Here is a 26,311-nt window from a genome sequence, read left to right as displayed (position 1 = left end):
GTATTTCTTGAATGTAATACTGTTATATTTAATAATACGATTCCAATTGAAAGATTAATGCTAGTTAACAATATTAGTTACTTTTATAGTAATCAAGATGGCTTTGCTTTAAGCAACATCAACATTCAAGTGAAGAAAGGAAGTGTTGCCTGTTTACTAGGTCATTCTGGCTGTGGCAAGTCAACAATTCTAAAATTAATCGCAGGAATAGAAAATCCAAAATCTGGAACCATTGTTATAAATGATAAATTAGTTGCAGGTAACAAAGTGTCAATTGCTATAGAGCGTAGAAATATCGGATTGATTTTTCAGCATTCTGCATTATTTCCTCATAAAACAGTAATAGAAAATATAACTTTTGCTATTTGCAGTACTTCTAAGAAAGAAAAATACCTTACTGCATTGGAAATCTTAAAGCTATTTGATATAGAAAAATATGAAAACATGTACCCTCATGCTTTATCAGGAGGACAGCAACAATTAGTTGCAATAGCAAGAGTAATGGCGCAAAATCCTGATGTTGTTTTGCTCGATGAACCATTTTCTAATTTAGATATACTGCTCAAATATCGAATAAGGCACCATATATTGTCACTTTTTAGAAGCAAAAATATTCCTGTACTCATGGTAACTCATGATCCGCAAGAAGCGTTGAAAGTTGCAGATTTTATTTACGTGATGAAAAATGGTAAAATTATTCAATCAGGAGTTCCTAGCTACATATACCACAGACCTAAAGATGATACGTTAGCAAAATTTTTTAGTGAGCTTCCTTTTACTCTACAGCTAAACTAAACTTAATGTTAGGCTAAAACTATTATAAGATAATTAAAAACTCTTGATTTATAATTCAATAAAAGTGATATAATTTATGTATCACTTGGCTTCAGTCAAGTTTTAATACCTAAAAGTTAATATTTTCAACGGAGGTACAAATGAGTTTAGGTCCATGGCAGCTGTTTCTAGTCTTAATAATAATCTTAGTTCTGTTTGGTGCAGGTAGGTTACCACAAGTTATGGGTGATTTAGGCAAAGGCATTAAAAACCTTAAACAAGAACTTAAGGATTCAGAGAAACTATCATCTAATGAACCAGATCGTTAGCTTCCTTATGTTTCGTGACACGCACTAAAGTGCGTGTCATTTGTTTAAACAAGGCTAAAGAATTGAAGAGGTATGATTGAAGTACAGTAATAATTATGTTAGTTAGAATGTTATTAAAGGTTAATCGTGGAAGAAAGTGAGAAATTGACTAAAGATAAAAAATTGGCCTCTGATATTCTAAAAGAGGTTGCAGATACCAATAACAACGATAGTGATAAAGTAACATTGTTCGACATCAAAACAGCTTTACATGAGCGCGGTTTTGGTATTTTAATAATCATCTTCTCTTTACCGCTATCAGTACCTATACCTGTTCCACCTGGCTATACAACCATTCTTTCTATACCTTTAATCTTATTTTCACTGCAGCTTCTATTTGGGTTTGATTCTCCTTGGATGCCTAATTGGCTAGAAAGGAAATCTTTTCAACGTTCAACACTAGCTCTCTTGGTAGAGAAAACTTCACCTATATTAAAAAAAATAGAAAAGTTCATGAAACCAAGAATGTCTTTTATTTTTCTTGGTCCGGGTGAAAAGATTCTAGCTTTTATGATGTTGCTTTGTGCAATAATAATAGCTCTTCCATTACCTTTTACTCACTTCCTTCCTGCAATTGGTATAACTCTTATTTCACTCGGCATTATGGGTAAAGATGGATTTTTATCTACGCTGGGAGTGTTATTTTCATTCTGTGCGTTATTGGTTACCCTTCTTGTAATAACCAAAGGACCAAAACTTATAACCGTAACACTTTCTTTTCTTAAAAGCTTTACAACACTTTAATAAAAGAATGAAGTACAGCATGAAATGAATAATCGATATTGAAATATAGCAATAACTATGTTAGTTAGAAGTTATATTGTTATTAAAGGGTAACTGTGGAAAAAAGTGTGAAATTGACTGAAGATAAAAAATTGGCCTCTGATATTCTAAAAGAGGTTGCAGATACTAATAATAACGATAATGATAAAGTAACATTATTTGATATTAAAACAGCTTTACATGAGCGCGGTTTTGGTATTTTAATAATCATCTTCTCTTTACCGCTATCAGTACCTATACCTGTTCCACCTGGCTATACAACCATTCTTTCTATACCTTTAATCTTATTTTCACTGCAGCTTCTATTTGGGTTTGATTCTCCTTGGATGCCTAATTGGCTAGAAAGGAAATCTTTTCAACGTTCAACACTAGCTCTCTTGGTAGAGAAAACTTCACCTATATTAAAAAAAATAGAAAAGTTCATGAAACCAAGAATGTCTTTTATTTTTCTTGGTCCGGGTGAAAAGATTCTAGCTTTTATGATGTTGCTTTGTGCAATAATAATAGCTCTTCCATTACCTTTTACTCACTTCCTTCCTGCAATTGGTATAACTCTTATTTCACTCGGCATTATGGGTAAAGATGGATTTTTATCTACGCTGGGAGTGTTATTTTCATTCTGTGCGTTATTGGTTACCCTTCTTGTAATAACCAAAGGACCAAAACTTATAACCGTAACGCTTTCTTTTCTTAAAAGCTTTACAACACTTTAATAAAAGAATGAAGTACAGCATGAAATGAATAATCGATATTGAAATATAGCAATAACTATGTTAGTTAGAAGTTATATTGTTATTAAAGGGTAACTGTGGAAAAAAGTGTGAAATTGACTGAAGATAAAAAATTGGCCTCTGATATTCTAAAAGAGGTTGCAGATACTAATAATAACGATAATGATAAAGTAACATTATTTGATATTAAAACAGCTTTACATGAGCGCGGTTTTGGTATTTTAATAATCATCTTCTCTTTACCGCTATCAGTACCTATACCTGTTCCACCTGGCTATACAACCATTCTTTCTATACCTTTAATCTTATTTTCACTGCAGCTTCTATTTGGGTTTGATTCTCCTTGGATGCCTAATTGGCTAGAAAGGAAATCTTTTCAACGTTCAACACTAGCTCTCGTGGTAGAGAAAACTTCACCTACATTAAAAAAAATAGAAAAGTTCATGAAACCAAGAATGTCTTTCATTTTTCGTGGTCCTGGTGAAAATATTTTAGCATTTATAATGCTGCTTTGTGCATTATCGATAGCAATCCCACTTCCTTTAACTAACTTCATTCCTGCAATTGGTACAACTCTCATTTCACTGGGTATCATGAGCAAAGATGGATTTCTCTCTATAATGGGAGTATTAGTATCATTGTGTGGGTTATTACTTACTCTTGTCGTAATAGTTAAAGGACCACAGCTTATATTTGGAGCATTTTCTTTTCTAAAAAGCTTTGTATATGGTTAAGCTTTACAACACTTTAACAAAAAAAAAGAGCCCTTTACACCGATCGATAAAGATCATATAAAAATGTACGTTTGTGGGCCAACAGTATATGATACAGCACATATAGGTAATGCACGTTCTATTGTTGTTTACGATGTATTATTTCGAATGCTTAAATTTTGTTATGGAAAAGTTACTTATGTGCGTAATATAACCGACATCGATGACAAGATAATCAATGCAGCAAATGAGAAAAATAGTAATATAGAAAGCATTAGCAAATATTACACTAAAACTTTTCATGAAGACATGGAAAGCATAAATTGTGCAGAACCAACATATGAACCAAAAGCAACGGAAAACATAGATAACATTATCAAGTTAATTGAGTCTTTGCTGCAAGCTGGTCATGCTTATGAATCCAATAAACATGTATATTTTAGTGTAGAATCTTACCCTGAGTACGGCGTTTTATCAGGAAAAAAAATTGATGAATTAAACTACGGTAGTAGAGTTGAAGTTGGTGAAAATAAAAAACACCCAGGAGACTTCGTACTTTGGAAACCTGCAAACGAAACTGACTATAAACTTTCAAGTCACTGGAATAGTCCATGGGGAGAGGGAAGACCAGGGTGGCATATAGAATGTTCAGCAATGTCATATGCTTACCTTGGCAAAGATTTTGACATTCACGGTGGGGGTATAGACTTGCAATTTCCTCATCATGAGAATGAAATTGCACAGAGTAAATCTGCATTTGCTGAGTCAACGTTTGCAAAATATTGGGTACACAACGGGTTTCTTACGGTAAATGAAGAGAAAATGAGCAAATCCTTATTTAATATAGTCAAAGTAAGGGATTTGTTAGATAGTGGAATAAAGGGTGAAGTAATACGTTATGCGCTGCTTAAAACTCACTACAGAAAACCACTTGATTGGACAGAAAATGTTATCTCTGAGTCGCAAGAAACTTTAAACAAGTTTTATCGGTTATTACGTAGTACATGTATTGAGGAAAGTGATGCAGAAGTCTCTAAAGATTTTATAGAGGCTTTGAAAAACGATTTAAACATTCCTGAAGCTGTAGCCATATTGCATGAAATGGCTACAGAAATCAATAAGACAAGTAATGAATGTGACAGGCTCAAATTAACTAAGAAGTTTGTTAAAAGCGCAAGGTTCATTGGTATTCTTGAGTCAAGTTATCAAGAGTGGTTTGCAAGTGGTGTGAGTCATCAAGAAATAGAAAGGTTGATAGACTTAAGAAAAGTAGCAAAACAAAATAAAGATTATGATACTGCAGACAAAATAAGAGAGCAATTGAAACAAATGGGGGTTACAATTTCTGACAACGAAGATGGTACAACAACTTGGTATGGAAAATTATCTCCTATTGTTTATAGATAGCCTAGTATCATCGCTTATCTTACCCATACATCAAGGTTTTGTACTTTACACTATGTTATGCTTTAGGTCAAACTACGATCAACTACTTATATTACTTTTTGGAGTATTAGGATCCAGTCTTGGTGGAATAGCTAACTGGTATTTAGGTAGAATAACAATTTTTATCAGAAGATCACATCACAAATTAGAGAATGAAGACAAAACACCAAAAATTGTAAGGCACCTACTGATTTGTGCAGTTGCATTGCTTTCGTGGGTACCAGCACTTGGAAGTGTGACTCAGATTTTATCCGGTTACTTCAAGTTAAACCTTTATATTCTTGTTCCCTTAATTATTTTATCTAACTTCCTCTGTTTGTTGTATCTAACGTTTACCATCTAACTAAACATCAATAAACAACTTTTCTTCTGGTCATATTGAGCTAAATTTCTTCTTCAAACTACCTTTTAAAATGCTTTTATTAGTTTTTGTCATAATACGATCAAATACTCCTAATAACCTCTTAAGTAAGCTTGGGGTTAGCGAAGAGATAGGATTAACAGATACGTTGTTGTTTTTATCATCACCATTTGCTTTGTAGTCTATTGAAATAATCCCCCTACTCTTCCCACCAGTCAGAAGTTTTCCGATTATAGGGATTTTCAACAAAGATTTGTTAATTGAGTATGCCGGTATTACTTGTCCTTCAACCTGGAATTTATAACCCTTAATATCGAGCGTACCACTAGTGCTAATGCCTAGTTCCGCTCCTTCAAGCCAAGATTCTTCAATTTCAACAGTGCCATCTTTATATGAAAAAGGTGCATTACACTTATAAAAATGTACACCTTCGTTCTTTATAGCATTTACAATACCAGGCAGTGAAGACATTGATAATAAAGTGGTAAGCAGTGGAGCATCTTTGATATAGAAATTGCTGATAGATAACATACCATAATGTTCTCCATTTTCTCTCTTAGAAGATAGATAAAGAGATAATTTGCCATTTTTAACTGATTTACCAATACCTAAAGAACGCAAAAGCATACCTGAATTATCCGAATATATTTCAAGCCCTATTTCACTATGTTCTACTAGTATATTACTGTTATCTTCTAAAAACTGTCCTGTGAATTGACTTCCACTACAATCACCTTTAGCACAAGTTACATTTAGCTTAGCATCTTTTATGATAATTCCTTCTTTCATAATTATATTGTCAACATTCATAGTAACTTCTATGTTGTTATTTAATCGATTACTATATTTGCCAAGTAAACCTAAAACATCACTTAAGTTGATTTTCTCACCATGAATAGTTATGGCATTTTTCTCCTTACCTGACTCAATCTCTATACTAAAATTATTATCAGGTAATTTAAAGTTGCTAGAATTTAAATATAGATTTCCATTTTCTACTCTTCCGCTGAATTTTATGTCTAGATCATTTCCTACAACGTCTAGTTTGTCTATTAGCAACTCACCTACTCCTTTTAGCCTTGTAGAAAATAAAACTTTATTGTGATCTTCAAAATGGTTTTTCCACCCTAAGTAGCTTGAACGTGACTCAAGCTCTGATAAATCTATATTACCATTAATATATCCCGTCTTATCTTGATATACCACTGATTCTATATTTGCATTGATGTAACCATCACCGAAATTAAGTATTTGAGCAGGCAAATCTCCAGTCAAATTCCAGGCAAAATCTCTATTTTTATTGCTACTTTTGAGGTCAAATAGAAGCTGTGTATTATTCACCATACCACTACCATTTAAATCTATAAAGTCACTCCCAAAATCGAGCTTAATATCATACTTACCAAAACTTCCATTATACACCACCAAATTATCAATTTCAGAATGAAATTTGGCCGAAAAATCTACTTTTTTATCACTAGAGTTTAGATTAAAAATGCGAAAATTGAATACAGACTTTGCTATTCCACCTACTTTATCTTTTTCAAGTTTTACCACATCATCCAGCTTAAATCTTATAGGCTCATATAACCCATAAGCATCACTTACAGCCTGACCGTTAATGGTAAGAACTGAATCTTCCTTATTTAGAGAGTTCATTTCAATATCACTACTATCGATAGTGAAATTCTGGAACTTGGCACTATTTACAATAATTTTGAGATTGTTATCCTTGAGAGTTAACTCACCGTTCAACTTCTCCACTCGTTCAAAATCTTCATCAAATTTAACGCTGCAATTTTCTATATCAGCAACAATTACAATGTCTGATAGATCGTCATTAACCAAATTGTTAATTTTGCCATTGAAACTTACAATGGTATTTAGAACATCCCCATCAATATTATTACAATACCAGCTTTTAAATTTACTATTTACTACACCATCTGGTACATAAGTACATAAATCTTTTGCAACAAGTTTACTAATATTAACTCTAAGCAAAGCATGATTTGTGCCAAAGTTCATTTTGCCAATCAAAGAAAGGTAAGTATCATTTAACTTAAAATGAAAGTTTTTTACGCTAATGATTTCATCACTATATGTCAAATTTACATTTACATTAGTCAAGGCTAAGTTTTTACCTGAGTGACTCTCTGTATTTAACACGTATATGTTTCCATCCATAACTTCATCCTTTCCACTAATTCTCATTGAGAAGTTCCCTTTGAACCCTATTTCTTTGTCCAAATTGTAACTTTTAACTAGTGTGGAAAACTCGTTAAATAGCCCCAACTTTAGGTTATAAAATGTTCCATACAAATTTAACAAATTATTGCGATTTTTTATCATAATAGATAAATCATCTAGAATCCCCTTTTTATCTTTTGTATGAACACGAATATCCAAAACATTGAAATCTTCCCCCTTCCCTGCATATACTTTATCGATGAAAAACTCACCTTCCGTGCTTTTATTGACAGAAATGTTAGTAATTTCAATCCTTGAGTCTGCATTTAAGTAGAAAAAAATTTTTCTTATTGTCTTCAGCAGATTTTTTGTACTACTCATCTTATCTGTCATTACAGATGTTGTTATTCCTCTGGTCTCTTCCTTCTTGATATATATGTGTACATTACCAGCTAAAACCTGAGAGAACTTTTTGGAACTTAACTTAAAGTGTACGAAAAGCTCAAGAACTTCTATGGTAAAGTCAGGATTTGTTATTTTTAAATCTGTAATGACTAGCTTGCCATCTTTCTGCCAAATAACCGAGGTACTCTCCATGCTGACATCCGAATTGGTAAATATCTTTAATATTTTTTTCTTTATATAAAAATTAATATAACTAATATTGATTTCTAAAGGACCTTCCCCTTTAAAAGGGATAAAGAAGCAGAATATAAATAATAAAATTATAGAAAATGATAGAGCTATTTTTTTAAGCATCGATTATTGCTTTTCTTGCTAAGCTGTCGGCTTCTTCATTGTATTTATCACCATTATGCGCTTTCACCCACTTCCAGTTAATCTCATGTTGCAAAGCAACATCGTGTAATTCTTTCCATAATTCTATATTTTTTACTGACTTCTTATTACTTGCCTTCCAGCCGTTCATTTTCCACTTATTTATCCATTCTGTTATACCGTATTTAATATAGAGGCTATCCGTATACAAACTGATATTACAAGGAAATTTTAATACCTTCAGTCCATTGATCACTGCTGTTAACTCCATTTTATTATTTGTAGTATTTTCTTCTCTACCACAGATGTTCTTTCTATGATTTTGAAATAATATGATTGCTGCCCACCCTCCTGTCCCTGGGTTACCAGAGCATGCTCCATCTGTGTATATTGTCACTTCCTTTTTCTTCATCTTTAACTGTAGTGAATTAATAAAGTATATCGTTGCTTCTATAAAATCACAATTTTTATAGATATAGAGGCAATTTAAGCCGCACCTTTAAATTTTATTATGGAAATAAAAAAAAGTGCTACAACGAGCATTATTAGAAGAGAAAGTAAAAGATAGTTTTTATGTTCTTTCATGGTTAAAACAAATCAATAGAACAGTAAATAACGCTGGCAAACAGAGAAAATAGATAAGAAATCGAATAAGAAAACATTTTTTTCTGCGAGCTATGACTCTTAAGCCTTATAACGGATGCAGCAAACCAAATAAAAACACACCCTTCAATAATTGCCATACTGAGGTAAAATAGAGCCTTTTTCAAAAATAGTGCTGGAAGTAAGCTAGTTAATACGAGTAAGACGCTATAGATTAATATATATTTCCTCGTTTTTTCTGGACCATAAACGATATTGAACATTGGAATCGATGCTTTTGTATAATCTTCAGATCTATTTAAAGATAGAGCCCAAAAATGTGGTGGAGTCCACATAAAAATTATTAAAAATAGAATACAACTTTCCCAGCTTACAGAGTCAGTTACAACCGCCCAGCCAATCATTGGAGGAAAAGCGCCTGCTGCACCACCAATAACAACATTCTGCGGAGTACGCCTTTTGAGCCAAATTGTATACACAAAAACATAAAATAATATGCTAATTGCAAGCAAAGCAGCAGAAACATGGTTCACTGCTATTGCCATGATAAATACTGACAATATTCCAAGAGTTATGCCAAATTCAAGCGCGCTTTCTGCAGAAACTCTACCTGAAGGTATAGGGCGGTTTTTTGTTCTCTCCATAAGCAAGTCTATATCTCTGTCATACCACATATTTATTGCACCTGCAGATCCTGAACCAAGAGCAATGCACATAAGAGATATTAGTGCAAGGAAAGGATGAATGCTACCTGGTGCAGCAACCATTCCAGCAATTGCAGTAAACACTACAAGGTACATTATCCTTGGCTTCAGCAAATGCCAAAAATCCAGTATTGTTGATTCAACATTTAGCAAAACACTTGTGTACATTCTATTTTATCACTGGTGGTTTTTCAAAAGTATGAAAAGGCGGTGGTGAAGATACCGTCCATTCTAAAGTGTCACCTTCCCAAGGATTATCTCCAGTTTTTTTGCCCCACTTAAAGAGATGTATAACTATAAATACAAAAAACATAACTGAAAGAAAGGACATATATGAGCCAATTGAGGATATATAATTCCAAGGGATAAACGCGTCGGGATAATCAGGTATACGCCTTGGCATACCTGCTAATCCCAGGAAATGCTGGGGTAAGAAAGTGACATTGGTGCTAATAAAAGTGAGCCAAAAGTGTATATTTCCTAAACACTCGTTATATTGCTTACCTGACATTTTGCCTATCCAATAATAAAAACCGGCGAAAGCTCCAAATAATGCAGCAAGCGACATGACATAGTGAAAGTGAGCAACGACATAATAGGTGTCGTGCAAAAGCTTATCTATTCCACCGTGAGAAAGAATTATTCCGGTTATACCACCTCCAACAAACATGAAAATAAAACCTAATGCAAACAGCATTGGTGTCTTCAATTCAATCGCTCCACCCCACATAGTTGCAATCCAACTAAAGACTTTTACACCAGTTATAACACCAATGAAAATTGTGCTAGTGCTAAAAAATATAGCAGCATCCTCGCTAAGCCCAACAGTAAACATATGGTGAGCCCAAACCATGAAGCCAAACGTTGCTATTCCTATCATGGCATAAACCATTCCCATATAACCAAATACTGGCCTATGGGAAAAAGTTGATACGACTTGACTTATGATGCCAAATGCAGGAAAAATAATTATGTAAACTTCTGGATGACCAAAAAACCAAAACAGGTGTTGAAATAACACAGGATCACCGCCACCAGCAGGATCAAAAAAGGAAGTGCCAATATTGCGATCAGTTAGCAGCATAGTTATAGCACCAGCAAGTACCGGTAAGGCAACAATTAACATAAATGACGTTAGTAAAACAGACCAAACAAATAGTGGCATTTTAGTGAGTGACATACCTTTTGCACGCATATTGAATATAGTGACTATAAAGTTGATCGCCCCAACAATTGATGACATACCAGCAACATGAAGTGCAAGTATAGCAAGATCAACTCCTGCACTTGGGTGAGACATGATTTGCGATAGAGGTGGGTATAAAGTCCATCCTGTTCCAGGACCTTCGCCAGCAAATACCGAGAGGATAAGCAAAATAAAAGATGAAACTAACAACCAAAAACTTAAATTATTCATACGAGGAAATGCCATATCTGGTGCACCAATCATGAGAGGTACGAACCAATTACCAAATCCTCCCATTAAGGCTGGCATTATCATAAAAAACACCATTATTACCGCATGCCCCGTAATCATTACGTTATATAGCTGGTAATTATTGTTAAGTATATTAATGTGCATTAGCTGAGTACGAATAATTACCGATAATAATCCACCAATAATTCCAGCTAATATGGAAAAAATAATGTATAGTGTCCCTATATCTTTGTGATTAGTAGAAAACAGCCAACGTCTTATACCTTTTGGTACATCACTCATATCTATACTCCAAACTTAACTTACTAATTTTTTATCTTCAATCCACTTATTAAAATCTTCTTTACTCACTGCTTCAACAACAATTGGCATAAATCCATGACCTTGACCACATAGTTCATAACATTGCCCATAATAAATACCGGGCTTTGTAACGTTAAACCATGCTTCATTCAGCCTACCTGGTATTGCATCAATTTTTATACCAAAAGCCGGTATTCCCCAGCTATGTATTACATCTCCTGCTGTAACTTGTAAACGAATATTAGTATTGATAGGTAAAATAACGTTATTATCAACAGAGAATAGTTTTAAATCTCTTTCGGTAAAGTCTTCTTTTCCTTTTATATAGCTGTCAAATGAAATACCTTTATATTCTGGGTACTGGTAACTCCAATACCATTGATGACCAATAACTTTTAGTGTTATGTCAGCTTTTGGCACTTTCTCCTGTAGTTTAATTAATTCAGCATTTTTAAAAGCCAATATCCCAACAATAATCGTTGGTATAACAAACCAGATAATTTCTACAAAGATATTATGAGTTATTTTGCTGACATTTTTCACTTTGCCCTTACGAAAGCGAAATACTACATAAGCAAGCATGGACCATACAAAAAGCATAATTGCAATCATTACACTCATCACAAACGAATGTGACTTAACTACAACCTCCATTATCTCAGTTGCAGGCGCAGGAAATCCAAATTGCCAAGAAGTAGGAGCAGAAGCAATTGATATGTTTGAGTAAAACATTATCAATAATGCAAATAACTTCACCATATTTCTTGCTGTAAAACTAACTGTATAATAATATATATACACTTACTATGCAAACAGAGATTATAGAATGTACACAAGTGTTTTGCTAAATATTGAATCAAAAGTAAATGATGATTAATGTTTTTTTAGCATTTAATAAATATACTAATACGATACTAACTTGAGGAAAAAGCATTTACATGAATCTATTTTAAGTTAAAATATTATAATATTTTAAGTTAAGTATTTACTTTAAGGAAGTTCTATAATAAGTTTAATAGTGTCTGTTATTGCTCATAACCCTCTAGCCTCACACCTAAAAGCAGTAACAGACACTATTAAACTTTAGGTAAGTTTGCCTATTTATAATTCATTGAGGTAAAAATCTTACTAATTCCTTTAATTCTATTATACAGCTGAGTTTACTAATTAACCTTTAATGTTTACGTTAGCATTTGCATCTTAAATCAAAGATTTACATATTATAGAAAATAATTATAAAATAATACACTACTTGTGTGTAAATTTTTTTGCATATCAAACTCTGTAAACAAATTTTTTAGAAAAGCAAAATAAATTATCTCTCTATGAAAGATCTATCGAATGTTGCAATTATAGGTGTAAACAAGAACGATAAAAGAGTGCGGGATTGAGTAACTATATATACTTCTGCTGGCATACCAGGATATAGGTATACGTTTTTAAATTGAGCAAGTTCTGATTTTGGTATCACCACTCGCACTGAATAACAACGCCCCATCCTTGGATCATCAAGAGCATCAGGGGAAATATGGTTTACTATACCGTTAATTAAACTTAAGCGACGTGCACTATAAGCGCTCAGCCTTACTTTAACTTTCAGCCCTTCTAGTCCGTCGATAGAGACTATATTGCTATCTTTCTTTTTTGCTGACAGTATCTCTTCTATGTTTCTGGTTAGAACTTTAGCATCTATTATTAGATCATCATCTGATGGTACTATACTCATGATTGGAACTCCAGATTGTATAACACCACCTTCAGTGTGGTATCTTATATCTGTAACTATACCATCTTGAGGTGATTTAATTATTGTACGTACTAACGAATCTTCAGCAACCATCAGCCTCTCTTTTAAGTCTGCAATAGATGTATTAACTTCCTTAAGCTCAGCATTTGCTCTTTCTTGAGCATCATTCTTCACATTTATAATCTCTAACTCATTTTCTCCAATCTTTTGCTGTACTTGAGATATTGCAGAACGGTAATGTCCAACTCTACCCTCAATTTCAGCAAACTGTTTTTCTAAAGCTAAAATGTGTGGTTTGCTTATATGGCCACTATCAAGTAATTGTCTTTTTCTTTCTAACTCCTCAGTTATCAAGTCATATTGCTTATGGGCTGCATTTAGTTGAAAATTTAGCCCTGCTAATTCATCATTTAACTGCTTTATACGTTGTTGCAGTATGTCAGTTTTTCCTAATATACTCTTTCTCTGAGAGTTGAACAACTTTACCTGATTCTTTATCGCTTTGTTTACAAGTTCATCGTTAGATAATCTTTTAACCTCATCAGAAAATTCTAGCGTATCTAAGTCTCCCCTAATTGCAATAAGTCTTGCTTCAGTTGCCAAAAATGATAAGAGTTTTTCTTTAATTATACTCAAATTTGCCTTTTCGTTAACATCACTTAATAAAACTAAAGGCTCATCTTTTTTAACTGTTTGACCTTCTTTTACTAAAATTTTGCTTATTATTCCCCCACCCAAGTGTTGCACTATTTTTCTATTTGAAGAGACAATAACTTCTCCACTTGCATGCACTGCTCCGTCAATTGGAGCTATAGCCGACCAAATACCACCTATTCCAAAAAAGATGAATATCACCACTAAACCAAAAAATAGTGGTCCCCATGTGACTTTTAGGACTTCATTTACGTTATTACTCTCACGTTTAAAAACAAAATTTATCATCGCATCAATCCATGCGAACGTCTTATCCAAAAATTGATATTTCTTCTTTCTATTTCCTGCCCTTTGCATATCTATATCATCACTACCAATCAGGCCTGTCAAAGAAAGTCCAGCACTAAGCTTTTTTTAACTTACTCATTATAATACTACTGCGAATTCTTGTTAACCAGGATAACACACAAAAACAAATAATCTATACCTTAAGTACTTTACTTAGACTACGGAACATCAGAATAAAATATTTAGTAACAATTCTTATACTCCATTCAATGGTTCAGCATTAGGCTAGAAAATCAAAAAGGTTTTACAATAACCATAATAACTATAATTATTATTAACACTGTTACTGCTTCGTTTAAAACACGAAAATAAACGTGAGTTTTCTTATTCAAGCCCACTGCAAAATTTTTCCTATGCTTTGCAAGTAGGACATGAATAGCAAACATTAAGAATAATGCTAGCGCTTTTATATGAAACCACCCTTCGCGATATGCTTCCCTAATAATCATTAGCATAATTCCAAAACTAAGGGAGAAAAGCATTGCAGGGTTTATGATATATCTAAGGAGTCTCTTCTCCATTATTTGAAGTAAGCTGTCATTTTCTGACCCTGGTTTTACAGATGCATGGTAAACATAAAGCCTTGGCAAATAGAGCATACCTGCCACCCACATAATTACAGAGATAACGTGAAAAGCTTCAAGCCAGTGATAGTAGTCCATATAGATAGTATTATAAAATGTTAAAAATTTCTGGTATGATCTCAATTTAATAAAAGAAAGTCAATATGAAAGCAGAAAATTTCACTAAAGAACAGGTGATTGGATTCTACAGAAAAATGCTTCTCATACGCAGATTTGAGGAAAAAGCAGGACAATTATACGGAATGGGATTAATAGGCGGATTCTGTCACTTATCAATAGGGCAAGAAGCAGTTGCAGTTGGGACTCAAGCTACATCAAAATCTGGTGATGCTTTTATCACAAGCTATAGAGACCATGGCTTAATGCTTGCATGTAATTCTGATCCGAATGTTGTGATGGCAGAACTAACCGGCAAAGAAACAGGGTGTTCAAAAGGCAAAGGTGGCTCCATGCACATATTTGATGTTGAAAAAAATTTCTTTGGTGGACATGGAATAGTAGGTGCACAAGTCCCAATTGGCACAGGAATAGCATTTGCTAATAAATACAAGAAAAAAGATAACGTTGTATTCACATATTTTGGTGACGGTGCTGCAAATCAAGGACAAGTATATGAATCATTTAATATGGCATCTTTGTGGAAGTTACCTGTGGTTTATATCATAGAAAATAACGAATACGCAATGGGAACTTCTGTACAAAGATCAACTTTAGTAACTGAACTATATAAAAGAGGAGAGAGTTTTGGTATTCCTGGAAAACAAGTTGATGGAATGGATTTTTTCTCTGTCTATGAGTTAACAAGTGAAATAGCTGAGCACGTACGTGGGGGAAAAGGACCTCTCTTGCTTGAAATGAAGACATATCGATATCGTGGACATTCAATGTCAGATCCTGCTACTTATCGCTCAAAAGAAGAAGTTGAAGATATGAAGCAAAATCATGATCCTATAAGCACCCTAAAGCAGTATATAACAGACAATAAAATCGCTTCTGATGAAGAATGCAAAGCTATTGATAAGGAAATACGAGATTTAGTAAAAAAGTCAGAAGATTTTGCTAAAAATAGTAAAGAGCCAGGCATTGATGAACTATATACTGATGTTTATAAATTTGTTAGCTAATCAGTTGCCATCAAAATTATGTTTTGGCCTACTATAGATATTTTTTGGCAGCACTTAACTTTATTATATAACAGCCCAGTCAATAGAAACTGTAGTAACTCTTATATTATTGATATACACCTCTCTTGGATCATAGGTTAAATGAGTTTTATTTGACTTTTTGTGCTAGTTTGCAGAATATAAAGTTATTAATTGAATAAAATACATGACAAAAGAAAACTGGGAGACAGTAATTGGACTTGAGGTACACGCTCAGGTTTCTTCTAAGACAAAGCTATTTTCTAGTTCACTAACGGAATTTGGCACTGAGCACAATACTCAAGTTTCTCTAGTTGATGCAGCAATGCCAGGTACATTGCCAATATTAAATTATTTCTGCATAGAGCAAGCAATATGTACCGGTCTTGCACTTTCTGCAGAAATTAATAAGTGCTCTTACTTTGATCGTAAAAATTATTTTTATCCCGATTTACCACAAGGTTACCAAATAACCCAGTTCTTTGAGCCGATAGTTAAAAATGGTAAAGTGTTTATCAATAATAATGAAAAAGAAATAAGAATCGCAAGAATTCACTTAGAGCAAGATGCAGGAAAGAGTATTCATGAAGAAAGCAAAACTTACGTAGATTTAAATCGTGCAGGTGTTGCTTTAATGGAAATTGTTTCAGAGCCAGATCTTCGTTCATCTGCAGAAGCTGCAGAATTCATGAAAAAATTGAGGCAGATTTTGCGTTACATCGGTTCATGTGATGGTGATATGGAAAAGGGGTCACTTCGCTGTGATGCAAATGTTTCTGTTCGCCCAAAGGGTAGTAGCACATTTGGCACTCGTTGTGAAATAAAAAACTTAAATTCAATACGTTATATTGTACAAGCTATAGATTATGAAGCACAAAGGCAGATCAAAATTTTGGAAAGCGGAGGAGAAATAAGTCAAGATACCTTATTGTTTGATGTCACTTTAGGAAAAACAAAAGTGATGAGAAGCAAAGAAGATTCAAGTGACTATAGATATTTCCCTGAACCTGATTTGCTACCTGTTGAAATAAGCCAAGACAAAATTGATTCTATTAAATCATCTTTACCCGAGTTGCCAGATCAAAAAAAAATTCGATACATAGAGGAATTAGGTATCAATGAATATGATGCGGACGTTATCACTTCTGATAAAGAAATTGCCGATTATTTTGAAAAATTAGCAAAAAAGCATGATTCAAAGATTGCAGTTACCTGGTTAACCGTCGAGCTTTTCGGTCGTTTAAATAAAACAAATATTGATATTGTTAGCTCTCCAATTAAAGCAGATGCTTTATCCGAACTCCTCGACTTTATCGTCGATGGAACGATCTCTGCTAAACTTGGTAAACAAGTTTTTGATATTATGTTTGAAACTGGAAAGCCTGCATCCCTTATTATAGAAGAGCAGAATCTCAAGCAAATAACTGACACATGTCAAATCTCAGAGGTAATAGATAAAATCATCAATGACAACCAAGATAAAGTTCAAGAATATAAGGGTGGTAAAACAAGATTGTATGGGTTCTTTGTTGGTGAAGTCATGAAATCCACCAAAGGAAAAGCCAGCCCTGATGTCGTAAACTTGGTTTTGAGTGAAAAATTAAAATTGAGTGCCTAGGTGTACCATACGCGTCAAGTTAAGGAACTGTGGTAATAAACTTAGTGTAAGGAAGAGAAAGAAAAGATATAAGTTCTCTTAAATCTAACAAAGAAAACGGAGAACTTATACAATGAAAAGAATAGTTTGCATCTCAAAAAAGCTCAAAGAATTTTTTAATGAAAAAGCAGATAAAATCTCAGCTACAACAGGGTTCATAAAAAGAAAGAGGAAGCTAAAAGGCTCGTAGTTCATAAAAGCCATCGTTTTGGGTAATATAGGGGTTGATAATTGTAGTATAGAGACAGTGTGTCAATTATTGAATGAAGACTCGATAAATATAACAAAACAAGGTCTGGACTTTAGATTTACCAAGGAAGCAGTGGAATTTATGAAAAGAATGTATAATGAATCTTTAACGTTACTTAAAAATACCTTACAAGTTGATTGCAGAATCTTGAAGCACTTTGGAGGTGTTAAATTATTAGACAGCAGCTACATTAGCTTACCTAACAGTATGGAAGACATGTATAAAGGTTATGGTACCAGCTACAGTGGTTATGAAAGCAATACTAAGTCTGGAATAAAGTTACAATTAGTTTTTGACTACCTAAACCAGACATTAGACCAGCTTAATATAACTGAAGGAATAAGGTCAGATCAGGGTTATAGAAGCCATTTAAGCAATATATCGAACAACGATTTACTAATATCTGATTTGGGTTATTTTGTGCCAAGTTCTTTTAAACACATCAATGAAATAGGAGCTTATTTCATAAGTCGTTATAAATCCGATACTAACATATATGATATAGAGACAGGTCAAAAATAGATTTACTAGAACATTTGGGAGATCGATCTTTTCTAGAACAGGAGGTATTGTTAGGAAAAGAGACAAGGGTTAAAGTAAGAATTATATTTAAAAACTAACTGAAGAACAAGCTGTGGCTAGAAGAAGAAAGGCTAATAGGTTAGCAAGATCACATGGATACACATCTTCTCAAAGGAACCAAAAGTTACTAAATTGGTCAATATTTATAACTAATGTTCCAAAAAGTAAGATTAATGCTGAGCAAATACTAGTAGTTTACCGAATAAGATGGCAAATTGAATTATTGTTCAAATTATATAAGAGTAATATAAGGATTGATAAGCTGAGAGGAAAGCCATACAGAGTATTATGTGAGCTATATGCCAAATTGTGTGCAATTCTTATATTTCATGGAATAGTGGGTTGCACAGAACTGAAAAAAAATACGGAGCTTAGCTTAACAAAGGCATTTATTGAGCTAAAAAGACGGGTTAGAGAGTTATTTTTAGCACTAAATAATAAAATTAAAGGCTTAAATATTTTTCTCAAAAAGCTTACCATAACTTGGTCGCAGTTTTCATTAAAAGACAAGTGCAGAAAAACTAGGGTATCCACCTTAACTTCTCTAAATTTGCTCACAATCTCTTAACTTGACGCGTATGGGTGTTGAAACAGTGTCAATATATGGTAGTTGTGCAGAAGTTAAATTGGGAGCTAATAAAAACAAATTCAAAGTCATTGAGTTTTTGAATAGTAATTTCTGTCAAGATAATGGAATTTCAGGATTTTCAACTCTGCATAGCAATGGAAAAAATGGAATGCACGGTTTTGTTTCTGAAGAAGGAATAAGGCACTATGTTGTAACTGATGGTGCATACGAAATGACTCTGAATTGGTGTGATGAGGACGGAAAAAAGTGCACTATTATAATTAATATTGATGCTAATGGTATAGAACTTATCGAGCGTAATCGTGTTACTGATGATCAATTGAAAGCAAATAAAGATGTAAAAATAGGTAACTTATTCTTGTATCAAATAAAATTTAGAAATAAGGAGAAAGGCAATCATAAATCATCTGAGATTGTGATAGAAAATAGCAATAGAAATATTAACATTCAAACAACTCAAGAAATTGAGCTTGGCAGCAAAGAAGCTCAAATAGGCAGTACTGAAATGCAAGACAAAAGTGCACAAGTTGTAGATGAAAGCTTAAACGAAAGAATTAATAAATTGGAAAAAGAAAATACAAGATTAACTGGAAATAATCAAACTATATTAGAACAATTACAGCAAAAATGAGAGAGGTGGAGGAATTAAATGGAAAGGTAAGGGAAAAAGATGAAGTTTTTGCTGAAGTAACACAAAAACTCAAGCAGCTAAGTGATTCGGTAGAGAGTGAATTTGAAAGGAGAAAAGTAGAGAAGGAAAAGTTATAGGAGAAGTTAAGGAAAGCGCAAAAAGAGATACAAAAGTTAAGTAAAGAAAAAGCTGAATTAGTGCAAGAAAAGCAAGGCTTGGAAGAATATGCTAAAGTTCTATAGTATTTTCTAAAATGAATGGATAAATTTCCATTATGGTATTACCAACCAAAAGTTGTAAGTCTGTACATTTATACATTAGAGGTCTGAGGCGGCTTTTGATGGTATGCCAACAGTGTTCTATGGGATTCAAATCTGGTGAATATGTTGGAAGATACAGCACATGAAAGCCAAAAGACTCTATTAATGATTTTGTTTTAGTGGTCTTATGAAATGTAGCATTATCCATAACTATGGTTGTGCCAAGTGGCAATTTAGGTAATAACATCTTCTCCAACAATATATTGAATACCTCTTTTTCACACCCACCTTTGAAAGTCATTGGTGCAATAAATCTCATTCCAATCCACCCGGCTACTATACTGATTCTCTCTCGAGTTCTCCCTGGAATATCTGCATAAATTTTCTTTCCTCTTGGAGCACGTCCATATTCTCGGTATAACTTATTATCAACTCCTGCTTCATCTATATATAAGATGCTGGAATGTTCTATTTTGAGATTTTATCAATAAATTGCTGCCTATCTTCTTGATTGCGCTCTTGATATAGTGTGACTTTTTTTTTAAAGTAATTTTTAGCTGTTTTAGTCTATACCAAATTGAATTTATTCCAAATCCAAGATTTTGTTTCATCTCTGCCAGAGTATGATCTGGATTCTTTGTAACATATTCTTCGAGTATTTTTGGGTCTATTTTTCGAATAAAGCTACCGTTTTTAGATGGCTTTAAGCTTTCACCAGCAGCTTTCTTTTTTAACCAGCGGTACAGAGTTGCTATTCCTATCTCCATGAGCTCTGCTATCTCAACCTTTGTCTTCCCTTTTTCTATCATCAATACTGCCTTTTCCCTTAAATCCACACTATATGCCATTATAACTCAAATACTTTGTTATACCTTTATCATTTGCTTTGGGAAATACTATAAATGGTCAAGTAGACCCATTTCATACTCCTGTCATCCTAGTAGCTGACACTGGGATCCAGAAAAATTTACAAGTAAACTGAGCTTATGCTAAATTCAATGAGATTAAATGAAAACCAGCATCAAGTGCTGGAATTACACCTTACCTGAACAGATAAATCACTTAGCATGTTCGAAATCAACCTGAGAGAAATTTACATCGTTAAGAACTGTATTTGCTCTATACAGACAACCACATCCTATTGCAAAAAAAAGCAACGGAGTTGCAGCAAACGGAACTGGGTTATAAACTGTGAAACATAGACCAACAGCAAGTACTCCAGATAACAAAAAAGCACAAGCATAATTAGTTTGTTTCCTTTTTTGAGCGACTGCTTCTATCTTTAGGAATTCTGGTTCTATTGCTTTCTTGACATGTCCTGCAATACAATTTCTTGGACTTTTGTTTTCATAGTTTTTAATATTAGGTTTGATATTTGGATGTGTAAGTAATATTTCTATCATGTTTACATTTCCCAACTTGCAAGCAATGTGTAGAGCTGTATTTTTTCCTTCTTGCCGGTCTTAATTTCCTCCTCTGCACGAGCATAATTTTGAGGTATAAATCCTTCATTAACAGGTTGTAAATTGTCAAGGTATACACAACCCCTTATATCCTTATCTACTACTTCTCTCCCCTCAAATTCGTAAACTGGATAACCATCATGTTCCTTTGGTTTTCTCTTAATAACAGCTTGCTTGCTTTTAATATTTACATCAATTTTTTTATGCTCTACAAGCAACTTAGCCATAAGCTCTAAATATTGATGTTCCTCGTTATTACTAGTAACAAAAGCTGAAATAATGTACATCAAAGGTGTCATCCCATCCTCAAAAGCGTTAACATTCGCTCCTTCTTTCAATGCTTGTTGAAAATGATTCCAAGCTTCCTCAGGTGTTATTCTTTCACCACTAGCATTTTGAAATTCAATAGCTTTAAACAACTTTTTTGTTGCTTCACTTGTACTAAACATTTTAACCACCTATCACAACAAACTTGATAAAATTATACATAGAAAAAAATTAAAATATCAACTATTAAGCTAATGATCCAGAATATACTCCTTCGTTAAAGGAGACTGAGCATTTTCAAAGATTTCTTGAGTACTTCCGAATTCAACAATCTTGCCATTGCAAAAGAAAATTACGCTGTCAGATAATTTTTTAGCCTGCTTCATCGAATGAGTTACCATAATTATGGTGAACCTCAATTTCAATTCTTGTATAAGATTTTCGATTGCGTTGGTTGCCATTGGATCAAGGGCAGAGCATGGTTCATCCATTAATAAAATAGTTGGCTTTACTGCAATTGCACGAGCAATGCATAATCTTTGTTGCTGGCCACCAGATAAATTTAGTGCACTATCTTGCAATCTATCTTTCAACTCTTCCCATAAACCAACCTTAGTTAAACTACTTTTTACTATTTCATCTAATTTTTGCTTATTTTTCACCATGCCATGCAATTTAGGCCCATAAGCAACATTATCATATATTGACTTTGGAAAAGGATTGGGTTTTTGAAATACCATACCAACTTTTGCTCTGAGCAATACAACATCCATATCACGTGAATATATATTACCCAGCCCATCGATTACCAGTTCACCAGTCGCTCTACATCCAGGTACGTAATCATTCATACGATTAAAACAACGCAAAAATGTCGATTTACCGCACCCAGAAGGTCCGATAAAAGTTGTGACTTTCTTTTTGCAAATATTCAAATTTATATCAAATAAAACTTGTTTGGAGCCATACCAAAGATTTAAATTTTTAACGAAAGCGTATTTATCGCTCATACCAAATCCTGCATTGAATAAAGTCCTGGAATTTCCTTTTTATTCTCGCACAACCATATTGCTGCTTGAATAGCCCCTCTAGCAAACGTTGTGCGGTCAATTGCCTTGTGATTTAATTCTACTCGTTCATCGGAATTGACAAACATGACACTGTGATCTCCTATTACTCCACCTCCACGAGATACTGCAAAGCCTATTCCTCCTTTCCCTCTTATATTTGAATTATTATGTGAATATTGATTGAGCTCAAAATCCACTTTTGCAGCGTTAGCAACTGCTTTACCAAACTCTATAGCTGTTCCAGATGGTGAATCCTTTTTAAAATTGTGATGCATTTCCCAAATTTCAACGTCATACTCATTACCTAAAAGTTTGGCAGCTTCTTTTACCAATTTCAGCAACACATTAACTCCTATACTCATATTTGCTGACCATAATATTGGAACTTTAGCAGCATATTCTTTTAAATTTAGACCTTCTATTCCAGTTGTGCCACTAACTAGAGGTTTTTTAAATTTCACGGCCGCCTTAAGGCATTCTAGCATACATTCTTTAGTTGTAAAATCTATTACAACATCGGACGATTCAAATACCTCACTAATAGAACTTGTGATTTTGATTCCTAAATTGCAATTATTGCCTACAATAGGCCCAATATCTAAGCCTATATACTCACTGCCCAAGCGAGCAACAGCACCTGCTATTTCCACTTTGGTATTCGTAATTAATTCATTGAGTATTTTCTTACCCATTCTGCCTAAGCAGCCTATTACTCCAACTTTGATTTTCATAAAGCTTTTTCCACTATGTTAGGCTTTTTTTGAAGCTTTGTCATCTTTATAAGCTGATACCAAAATCCATTACTGACGGAACAAATAAGAAACATTACAAACTCGTTTAATAGTAGTACTGGAAATATTGACAATAAAATTACACAAAACATCTTCAAGTAAACCTATGGTATCGTAGATACTATTGCGTAAAGTATTGTATTTGATATATTGCCACAACCTTTCAACAGGATTCAGTTCCGGTGAATAAGGAGGCAAGTATATGATGGTAATGTTTTCCTGAATTTTCAAACTTTTTGATCTATGCCAACTTGCACAATCCATTACAAGAAAGGCTTCTTTCGTGCCTAAATCTTTCGACATCTGCTCCAGAAATATATTCATACAATCAGTGTTTACATATGGAGCAAGTAGGCTGATTTTCTTACCACTTCTTGGATTTACCGCACTTTAGATATAGAAATTTTGTCTACCAATTTTCATTTTAACCTGCGTTCTGACCCCTTTTTAAACCATCCGTGTCCGATTTTTGAATGAGTCCCAAATCGTGATTCATCAAAAAAAAACACCTCCCTTTTAGGGTGGAAATTGACTATTTTATTGAAGTATCTTTTAAACTCTTCTTGCTTGTTTTTATCTTGTTTATGGTCCATTGGCCTCGGTGTTATGTAAGAAAATTTCATCCTTTGTATCTCACGGTGCACTGTTGATTTGCTGATGTTTAGGGCAAATTCCTCTGAGATTTTTATTTGTACTTCCTTAATAGTAATATTTGGATTTCTTTCTACCCATATTTCAATTTGCTCACGTTGATTTTTGTTTAATTTGCTTTTTCTTCTCCGCTGAAACGGGGCAAATAATTTTTCTACTCTACCAAATTTTAGATGCTTTATCCATTCAGTCAAAGCAGTCCTTGAAATTTTACATATTCTTGCCACAGCGCTTATACTACTTTCTTTTCCTGCTATCACCGCTTGTAACTTTTTTGAAACATATGCGTTATTTCTTACCTTTTTTAACATTTCTTTCGCTAAATTTACAACTCTTTCGTCTAATAGTTTTGACCTTAATGCCATTTATACCTCGCTATTTCACTTACTCTAGTATGACTTTTTCCCCATTATTCTCTATCTGTTCTTTCTATAGCGGGAATTGGTATCAGTACCTTTTTGTTGTCATGCAACCTGCATTCAGAAAAAAGACCGGTGAATGGCAGCTTAGTATAACTCAAACGCTTGTTTACAATATGGATACCAGTGCTGGGATGGCGCCCTTGTGGTAAACAACGTTCATACAACTGTATATGTATACTGCCATTCACCGGTCTTTTTTCTGGATTCCAGCATTGGCTTCATGGTAGATACAAATGAACGTAAGCTACTTGGTAGTGAGAAAAAAATAATAATGATTACTTGTTGAAGTAAAAAAAGTAGTGTAGTATTACACCGCGGTAAATATTATACTTAATTGTCAGTACTATACAGCATCCATTTTTTGTGTCAAGCACTTTTTTTTTCACTGAGTATCTGTTCAGAAGAATGTGCAAATAAAGTACGTAGCTGTACAAATTTGCCAAAACAATAAATGGTATCCTGTGCTGGGATCCATTTTTCTATCATCACCAGAAACGTTGATTACTTTTATACCTGTAAATTTAACTTGATCCCAGTGTCAGGGCACTGGGATGACAGAAGAAAAAGGCCTGTATCGGCTACTTCGATGACACTCACAGCCCTGTCATTCCAGCGCGTGACGCTGTAATCCAGAAAAAAAAGAAAAATGGTCAAGCACTGGGATGACACCCATTTAGTTATCTTTTCTCGTCTACCTTGTTTTGCCACCCTGCTGAACGTATACATACCGTTTGTTGCTTTTATTCTATGGTACCTTATCTATCTTGCCGCTCTCCTGCTTCAATCAGTAAGGGATTTCAATATTAATTCTGCACTACTTGCGGGATTGCCGCTTTTTGTAATTGGTCTGCCAATTACGATATAATCAGCTCCTGAATTTATTGCTTCTTTTGGTGTTGCTGTCCTTTTTTGATCATTATGAGCTGAATTCATACGGATTCCTGGAGTAATAATTTTAAAGTCTTTACCACATTCTTGGCGCACTTCTTGAGCTTCTAGTGCAGAGCAAACTATTCCATGCAGTCCAATCTTTTTTGCAATCTTGGCTAGCAAAATTACCTGTGATTTTGCTTCCCTTGCTACTCCGAGTTCACTCAGATCTTCATTGCCCATACTAGTTAGTACTGTTACTCCAATTAGCTTTATTTTCTTTCCTTGCACTATACTTAGTGCTTCTTTAAGCATTTTTGTTCCACCACTGATATGCAATGTTAGCATTTCAACATCTAGAGCTTTTATTGCTTCAACTGTTCTAGCTACAGTGTTTGGAATATCATACAATTTTAGATCTAAAAAAATTGGTACATTGCATTTTGCAACTTCTCTCACTCCAGAAGGACCATGTGCAGCAAAAAATTCTAACCCAAGTTTTACCATGCCAACCTTATCACGCAGACCATTAGCCCAAGATATGGCTTCATTCAAATCTTGTGTATCCAGTGCGCATATTATTGGGTTCATTATCTTGTATAATTTTTTTTATAATAAAGCTAGTTATTACGTTTTGCAAATACCTTCACTCTGATTAAGTTCATAAGATTCTGTCAATAGTGAATTTGGCGATTTGGTTGGGGTGGCAATGAATGATTCATATCCAAGATCTCCCAGTGAAGCTTCTTCTAATGGTCTATAATCTTCACCTGGCGTGAATTGAACAAGTTGCCCTAATATAAATTTTATTTTCTGAGTCTCCCCTAATATTATTTTTTTGCTATAATCTTTAATTGTTTCATTTTCTCTTATCGATTCTTCTATCTTATCTATCACATATTGAAGTTGTTTTATTTGACTGTCTCGCTCTAAAAGTGAATTTCTTAAATTTTTCACTTCGTTATTACAATCTTGTCTTATTCTGTCTAACTCAAAAGATTGATTTTTAATTAAACCATCTGCTTTATCTAGCTCTTCAAATTTCCTTTTTAACTCTTGAGATAAGTTTTTATTTTTCTGATCAATTTCTTTAAATTTACATTGTATAGCTCTTTTCATAATGGTCCAAACGGTTTAAAATA

24 protein-coding genes and 4 pseudogenes are annotated in these 26,311 nt (G+C 33.8%); 12 read left to right on the top strand and 16 right to left on the bottom strand.

Going from position 1 to position 26,311, the window contains the following annotated elements; genetic code table 11:
* The first annotated feature begins 57 nt into the window (after positions 1 to 57).
* The 7 genes and pseudogenes from M3L71_RS04285 (at position 58) to M3L71_RS08430 (ending at position 5,158) form a co-directional block, all read left to right on the top strand.
* Positions 58 to 795, top strand: coding sequence for an ABC transporter ATP-binding protein (locus tag M3L71_RS04285; RefSeq protein WP_280143191.1), 738 nt, complete (start codon positions 58 to 60; stop codon positions 793 to 795).
* Between the two features lie 140 nt (positions 796 to 935).
* Positions 936 to 1,103 carry a twin-arginine translocase TatA gene (tatA, locus tag M3L71_RS04280; RefSeq protein ID WP_006013840.1) on the top strand — a complete coding sequence of 56 codons (168 nt, stop codon included), beginning with the start codon at positions 936 to 938 and terminating at the stop codon, positions 1,101 to 1,103.
* A 126-nt stretch (positions 1,104 to 1,229) separates the two neighbouring features.
* The gene (locus tag M3L71_RS04275) at positions 1,230 to 1,886 is read left to right on the top strand and encodes an exopolysaccharide biosynthesis protein (RefSeq protein ID WP_280143190.1); all 657 of its coding nucleotides are present in this window, start codon (positions 1,230 to 1,232) and stop codon (positions 1,884 to 1,886) included.
* A gap of 95 nt (positions 1,887 to 1,981) precedes the next feature.
* Positions 1,982 to 2,638: an exopolysaccharide biosynthesis protein gene (locus M3L71_RS04270; RefSeq protein WP_280143189.1), complete on the top strand. Its 657-nt coding sequence runs from the start codon at positions 1,982 to 1,984 to the stop codon at positions 2,636 to 2,638.
* Between the two features lie 95 nt (positions 2,639 to 2,733).
* Positions 2,734 to 3,390 (top strand): exopolysaccharide biosynthesis protein, encoded by a 657-nt coding sequence (locus M3L71_RS04265; protein WP_007302767.1) that lies wholly within the window; start codon positions 2,734 to 2,736, stop codon positions 3,388 to 3,390.
* Positions 3,383 to 4,776, top strand: a pseudogene (gene cysS / locus M3L71_RS04260) (cysteine--tRNA ligase). The gene M3L71_RS04265 and the pseudogene cysS overlap by 8 nt, the downstream one beginning before the upstream one ends.
* On the top strand, positions 4,745 to 5,158 hold the full coding sequence (locus M3L71_RS08430; protein WP_012481730.1) for a YqaA family protein: 414 nt from the start codon (positions 4,745 to 4,747) through the stop codon (positions 5,156 to 5,158). Before cysS ends, M3L71_RS08430 begins: the two are co-directional and overlap by 32 nt.
* 30 nt (positions 5,159 to 5,188) lie before the next feature.
* On the opposite strand, the gene M3L71_RS04255 is transcribed toward M3L71_RS08430, so the two are convergent.
* The 7 genes from M3L71_RS04255 to hemJ form a co-directional block, all read right to left on the bottom strand.
* Positions 5,189 to 8,125, bottom strand: coding sequence for a YhdP family protein (locus tag M3L71_RS04255; protein WP_280143188.1), 2,937 nt, complete (start codon positions 8,123 to 8,125; stop codon positions 5,189 to 5,191).
* Positions 8,118 to 8,555, bottom strand: a complete 438-nt coding sequence (gene rnhA, locus M3L71_RS04250) for a ribonuclease HI (protein ID WP_280143187.1) — start codon at positions 8,553 to 8,555, stop codon at positions 8,118 to 8,120. Before rnhA ends, M3L71_RS04255 begins: the two co-directional genes overlap by 8 nt.
* A 175-nt stretch (positions 8,556 to 8,730) precedes the next feature.
* The gene (locus tag M3L71_RS04245) at positions 8,731 to 9,618 is read right to left on the bottom strand and encodes a heme o synthase (protein WP_280143186.1); all 888 of its coding nucleotides are present in this window, start codon (positions 9,616 to 9,618) and stop codon (positions 8,731 to 8,733) included.
* Position 9,619: 1 nt separating this feature from the next.
* Complete coding sequence (gene ctaD, locus M3L71_RS04240) at positions 9,620 to 11,170, bottom strand: cytochrome c oxidase subunit I (protein ID WP_280143185.1); 1,551 nt, start codon at positions 11,168 to 11,170, stop codon at positions 9,620 to 9,622.
* A 15-nt stretch (positions 11,171 to 11,185) separates the two neighbouring features.
* On the bottom strand, positions 11,186 to 11,950 hold the full coding sequence (coxB, locus tag M3L71_RS04235) for a cytochrome c oxidase subunit II (RefSeq protein ID WP_280144131.1): 765 nt from the start codon (positions 11,948 to 11,950) through the stop codon (positions 11,186 to 11,188).
* Between the two features lie 556 nt (positions 11,951 to 12,506).
* A complete protein-coding gene (locus M3L71_RS04230; RefSeq protein ID WP_349292736.1) occupies positions 12,507 to 13,949 on the bottom strand; it encodes an HlyD family type I secretion periplasmic adaptor subunit in 1,443 nt (480 codons plus the stop codon).
* A gap of 224 nt (positions 13,950 to 14,173) precedes the next feature.
* Positions 14,174 to 14,602 (bottom strand): protoporphyrinogen oxidase HemJ, encoded by a 429-nt coding sequence (gene hemJ / locus M3L71_RS04225; protein ID WP_280144130.1) that lies wholly within the window; start codon positions 14,600 to 14,602, stop codon positions 14,174 to 14,176.
* A 65-nt stretch (positions 14,603 to 14,667) separates the two neighbouring features.
* Here hemJ and pdhA point away from each other — a divergent pair, with 65 nt between their 5' ends.
* From pdhA to M3L71_RS04205, 4 genes and pseudogenes are all read left to right on the top strand, one after another.
* Complete coding sequence (gene pdhA / locus M3L71_RS04220) at positions 14,668 to 15,648, top strand: pyruvate dehydrogenase (acetyl-transferring) E1 component subunit alpha (protein WP_280143183.1); 981 nt, start codon at positions 14,668 to 14,670, stop codon at positions 15,646 to 15,648.
* A gap of 205 nt (positions 15,649 to 15,853) precedes the next feature.
* Positions 15,854 to 17,284 (top strand): Asp-tRNA(Asn)/Glu-tRNA(Gln) amidotransferase subunit GatB, encoded by a 1,431-nt coding sequence (gatB, locus tag M3L71_RS04215; protein WP_280143182.1) that lies wholly within the window; start codon positions 15,854 to 15,856, stop codon positions 17,282 to 17,284.
* Between the two features lie 112 nt (positions 17,285 to 17,396).
* Positions 17,397 to 18,723: pseudogene (locus tag M3L71_RS04210) on the top strand (IS4 family transposase).
* Between the two features lie 10 nt (positions 18,724 to 18,733).
* Positions 18,734 to 19,614 (top strand): annotated as a pseudogene (locus M3L71_RS04205) (hypothetical protein); the annotation flags it as partial.
* Here the strand turns inward: M3L71_RS04205 and M3L71_RS04200 are convergent.
* The 7 genes and pseudogenes from M3L71_RS04200 to M3L71_RS04170 all read right to left on the bottom strand — a co-directional run bounded on the left by M3L71_RS04200 (position 19,604) and on the right by M3L71_RS04170 (position 24,242).
* Positions 19,604 to 20,083, bottom strand: coding sequence for an IS630 family transposase (locus M3L71_RS04200; protein WP_280144129.1), 480 nt, complete (start codon positions 20,081 to 20,083; stop codon positions 19,604 to 19,606). The pseudogene M3L71_RS04205 and the gene M3L71_RS04200 sit on opposite strands and share 11 nt — an antisense overlap.
* The gene (locus M3L71_RS04195; protein WP_280143181.1) at positions 20,076 to 20,483 is read right to left on the bottom strand and encodes an IS630 transposase-related protein; all 408 of its coding nucleotides are present in this window, start codon (positions 20,481 to 20,483) and stop codon (positions 20,076 to 20,078) included. Before M3L71_RS04195 ends, M3L71_RS04200 begins: the two co-directional genes overlap by 8 nt.
* A gap of 210 nt (positions 20,484 to 20,693) precedes the next feature.
* Positions 20,694 to 21,053, bottom strand: coding sequence for a hypothetical protein (locus tag M3L71_RS04190; RefSeq protein WP_280143180.1), 360 nt, complete (start codon positions 21,051 to 21,053; stop codon positions 20,694 to 20,696).
* Positions 21,041 to 21,517: an ankyrin repeat domain-containing protein gene (locus M3L71_RS04185; protein ID WP_280143179.1), complete on the bottom strand. Its 477-nt coding sequence runs from the start codon at positions 21,515 to 21,517 to the stop codon at positions 21,041 to 21,043. Before M3L71_RS04185 ends, M3L71_RS04190 begins: the two co-directional genes overlap by 13 nt.
* Positions 21,518 to 21,616: 99 nt before the next feature.
* A complete protein-coding gene (gene pstB / locus M3L71_RS04180; RefSeq protein ID WP_280143178.1) occupies positions 21,617 to 22,375 on the bottom strand; it encodes a phosphate ABC transporter ATP-binding protein PstB in 759 nt (252 codons plus the stop codon).
* Positions 22,372 to 23,166 carry a 4-hydroxy-tetrahydrodipicolinate reductase gene (dapB, locus tag M3L71_RS04175; protein ID WP_280143177.1) on the bottom strand — a complete coding sequence of 265 codons (795 nt, stop codon included), beginning with the start codon at positions 23,164 to 23,166 and terminating at the stop codon, positions 22,372 to 22,374. The genes pstB and dapB overlap by 4 nt, the downstream gene beginning before the upstream one ends.
* A 69-nt stretch (positions 23,167 to 23,235) precedes the next feature.
* Positions 23,236 to 24,242 (bottom strand): annotated as a pseudogene (locus tag M3L71_RS04170) (IS630 family transposase).
* Between M3L71_RS04170 and M3L71_RS04165 the strand changes: the two are divergent.
* Positions 24,236 to 24,448 (top strand): hypothetical protein, encoded by a 213-nt coding sequence (locus M3L71_RS04165; protein WP_280143176.1) that lies wholly within the window; start codon positions 24,236 to 24,238, stop codon positions 24,446 to 24,448. The pseudogene M3L71_RS04170 and the gene M3L71_RS04165 sit on opposite strands and share 7 nt — an antisense overlap.
* Positions 24,449 to 25,079: 631 nt before the next feature.
* On the opposite strand, the gene pyrF is transcribed toward M3L71_RS04165, so the two are convergent.
* Together pyrF and M3L71_RS04155 are read right to left on the bottom strand one after the other, a co-directional pair.
* On the bottom strand, positions 25,080 to 25,760 hold the full coding sequence (gene pyrF, locus M3L71_RS04160) for an orotidine-5'-phosphate decarboxylase (protein ID WP_280143175.1): 681 nt from the start codon (positions 25,758 to 25,760) through the stop codon (positions 25,080 to 25,082).
* Between the two features lie 36 nt (positions 25,761 to 25,796).
* Positions 25,797 to 26,288: a hypothetical protein gene (locus tag M3L71_RS04155; protein ID WP_280143174.1), complete on the bottom strand. Its 492-nt coding sequence runs from the start codon at positions 26,286 to 26,288 to the stop codon at positions 25,797 to 25,799.
* Positions 26,289 to 26,311: the final 23 nt, after the last annotated feature.

The sequence above is a fragment of the Wolbachia endosymbiont of Frankliniella intonsa genome, assembly GCF_029856955.1.
In the GTDB taxonomy this organism is placed as follows: domain Bacteria; phylum Pseudomonadota; class Alphaproteobacteria; order Rickettsiales; family Anaplasmataceae; genus Wolbachia.
This window is presented reverse-complemented; position numbering and strand designations above follow the sequence as displayed.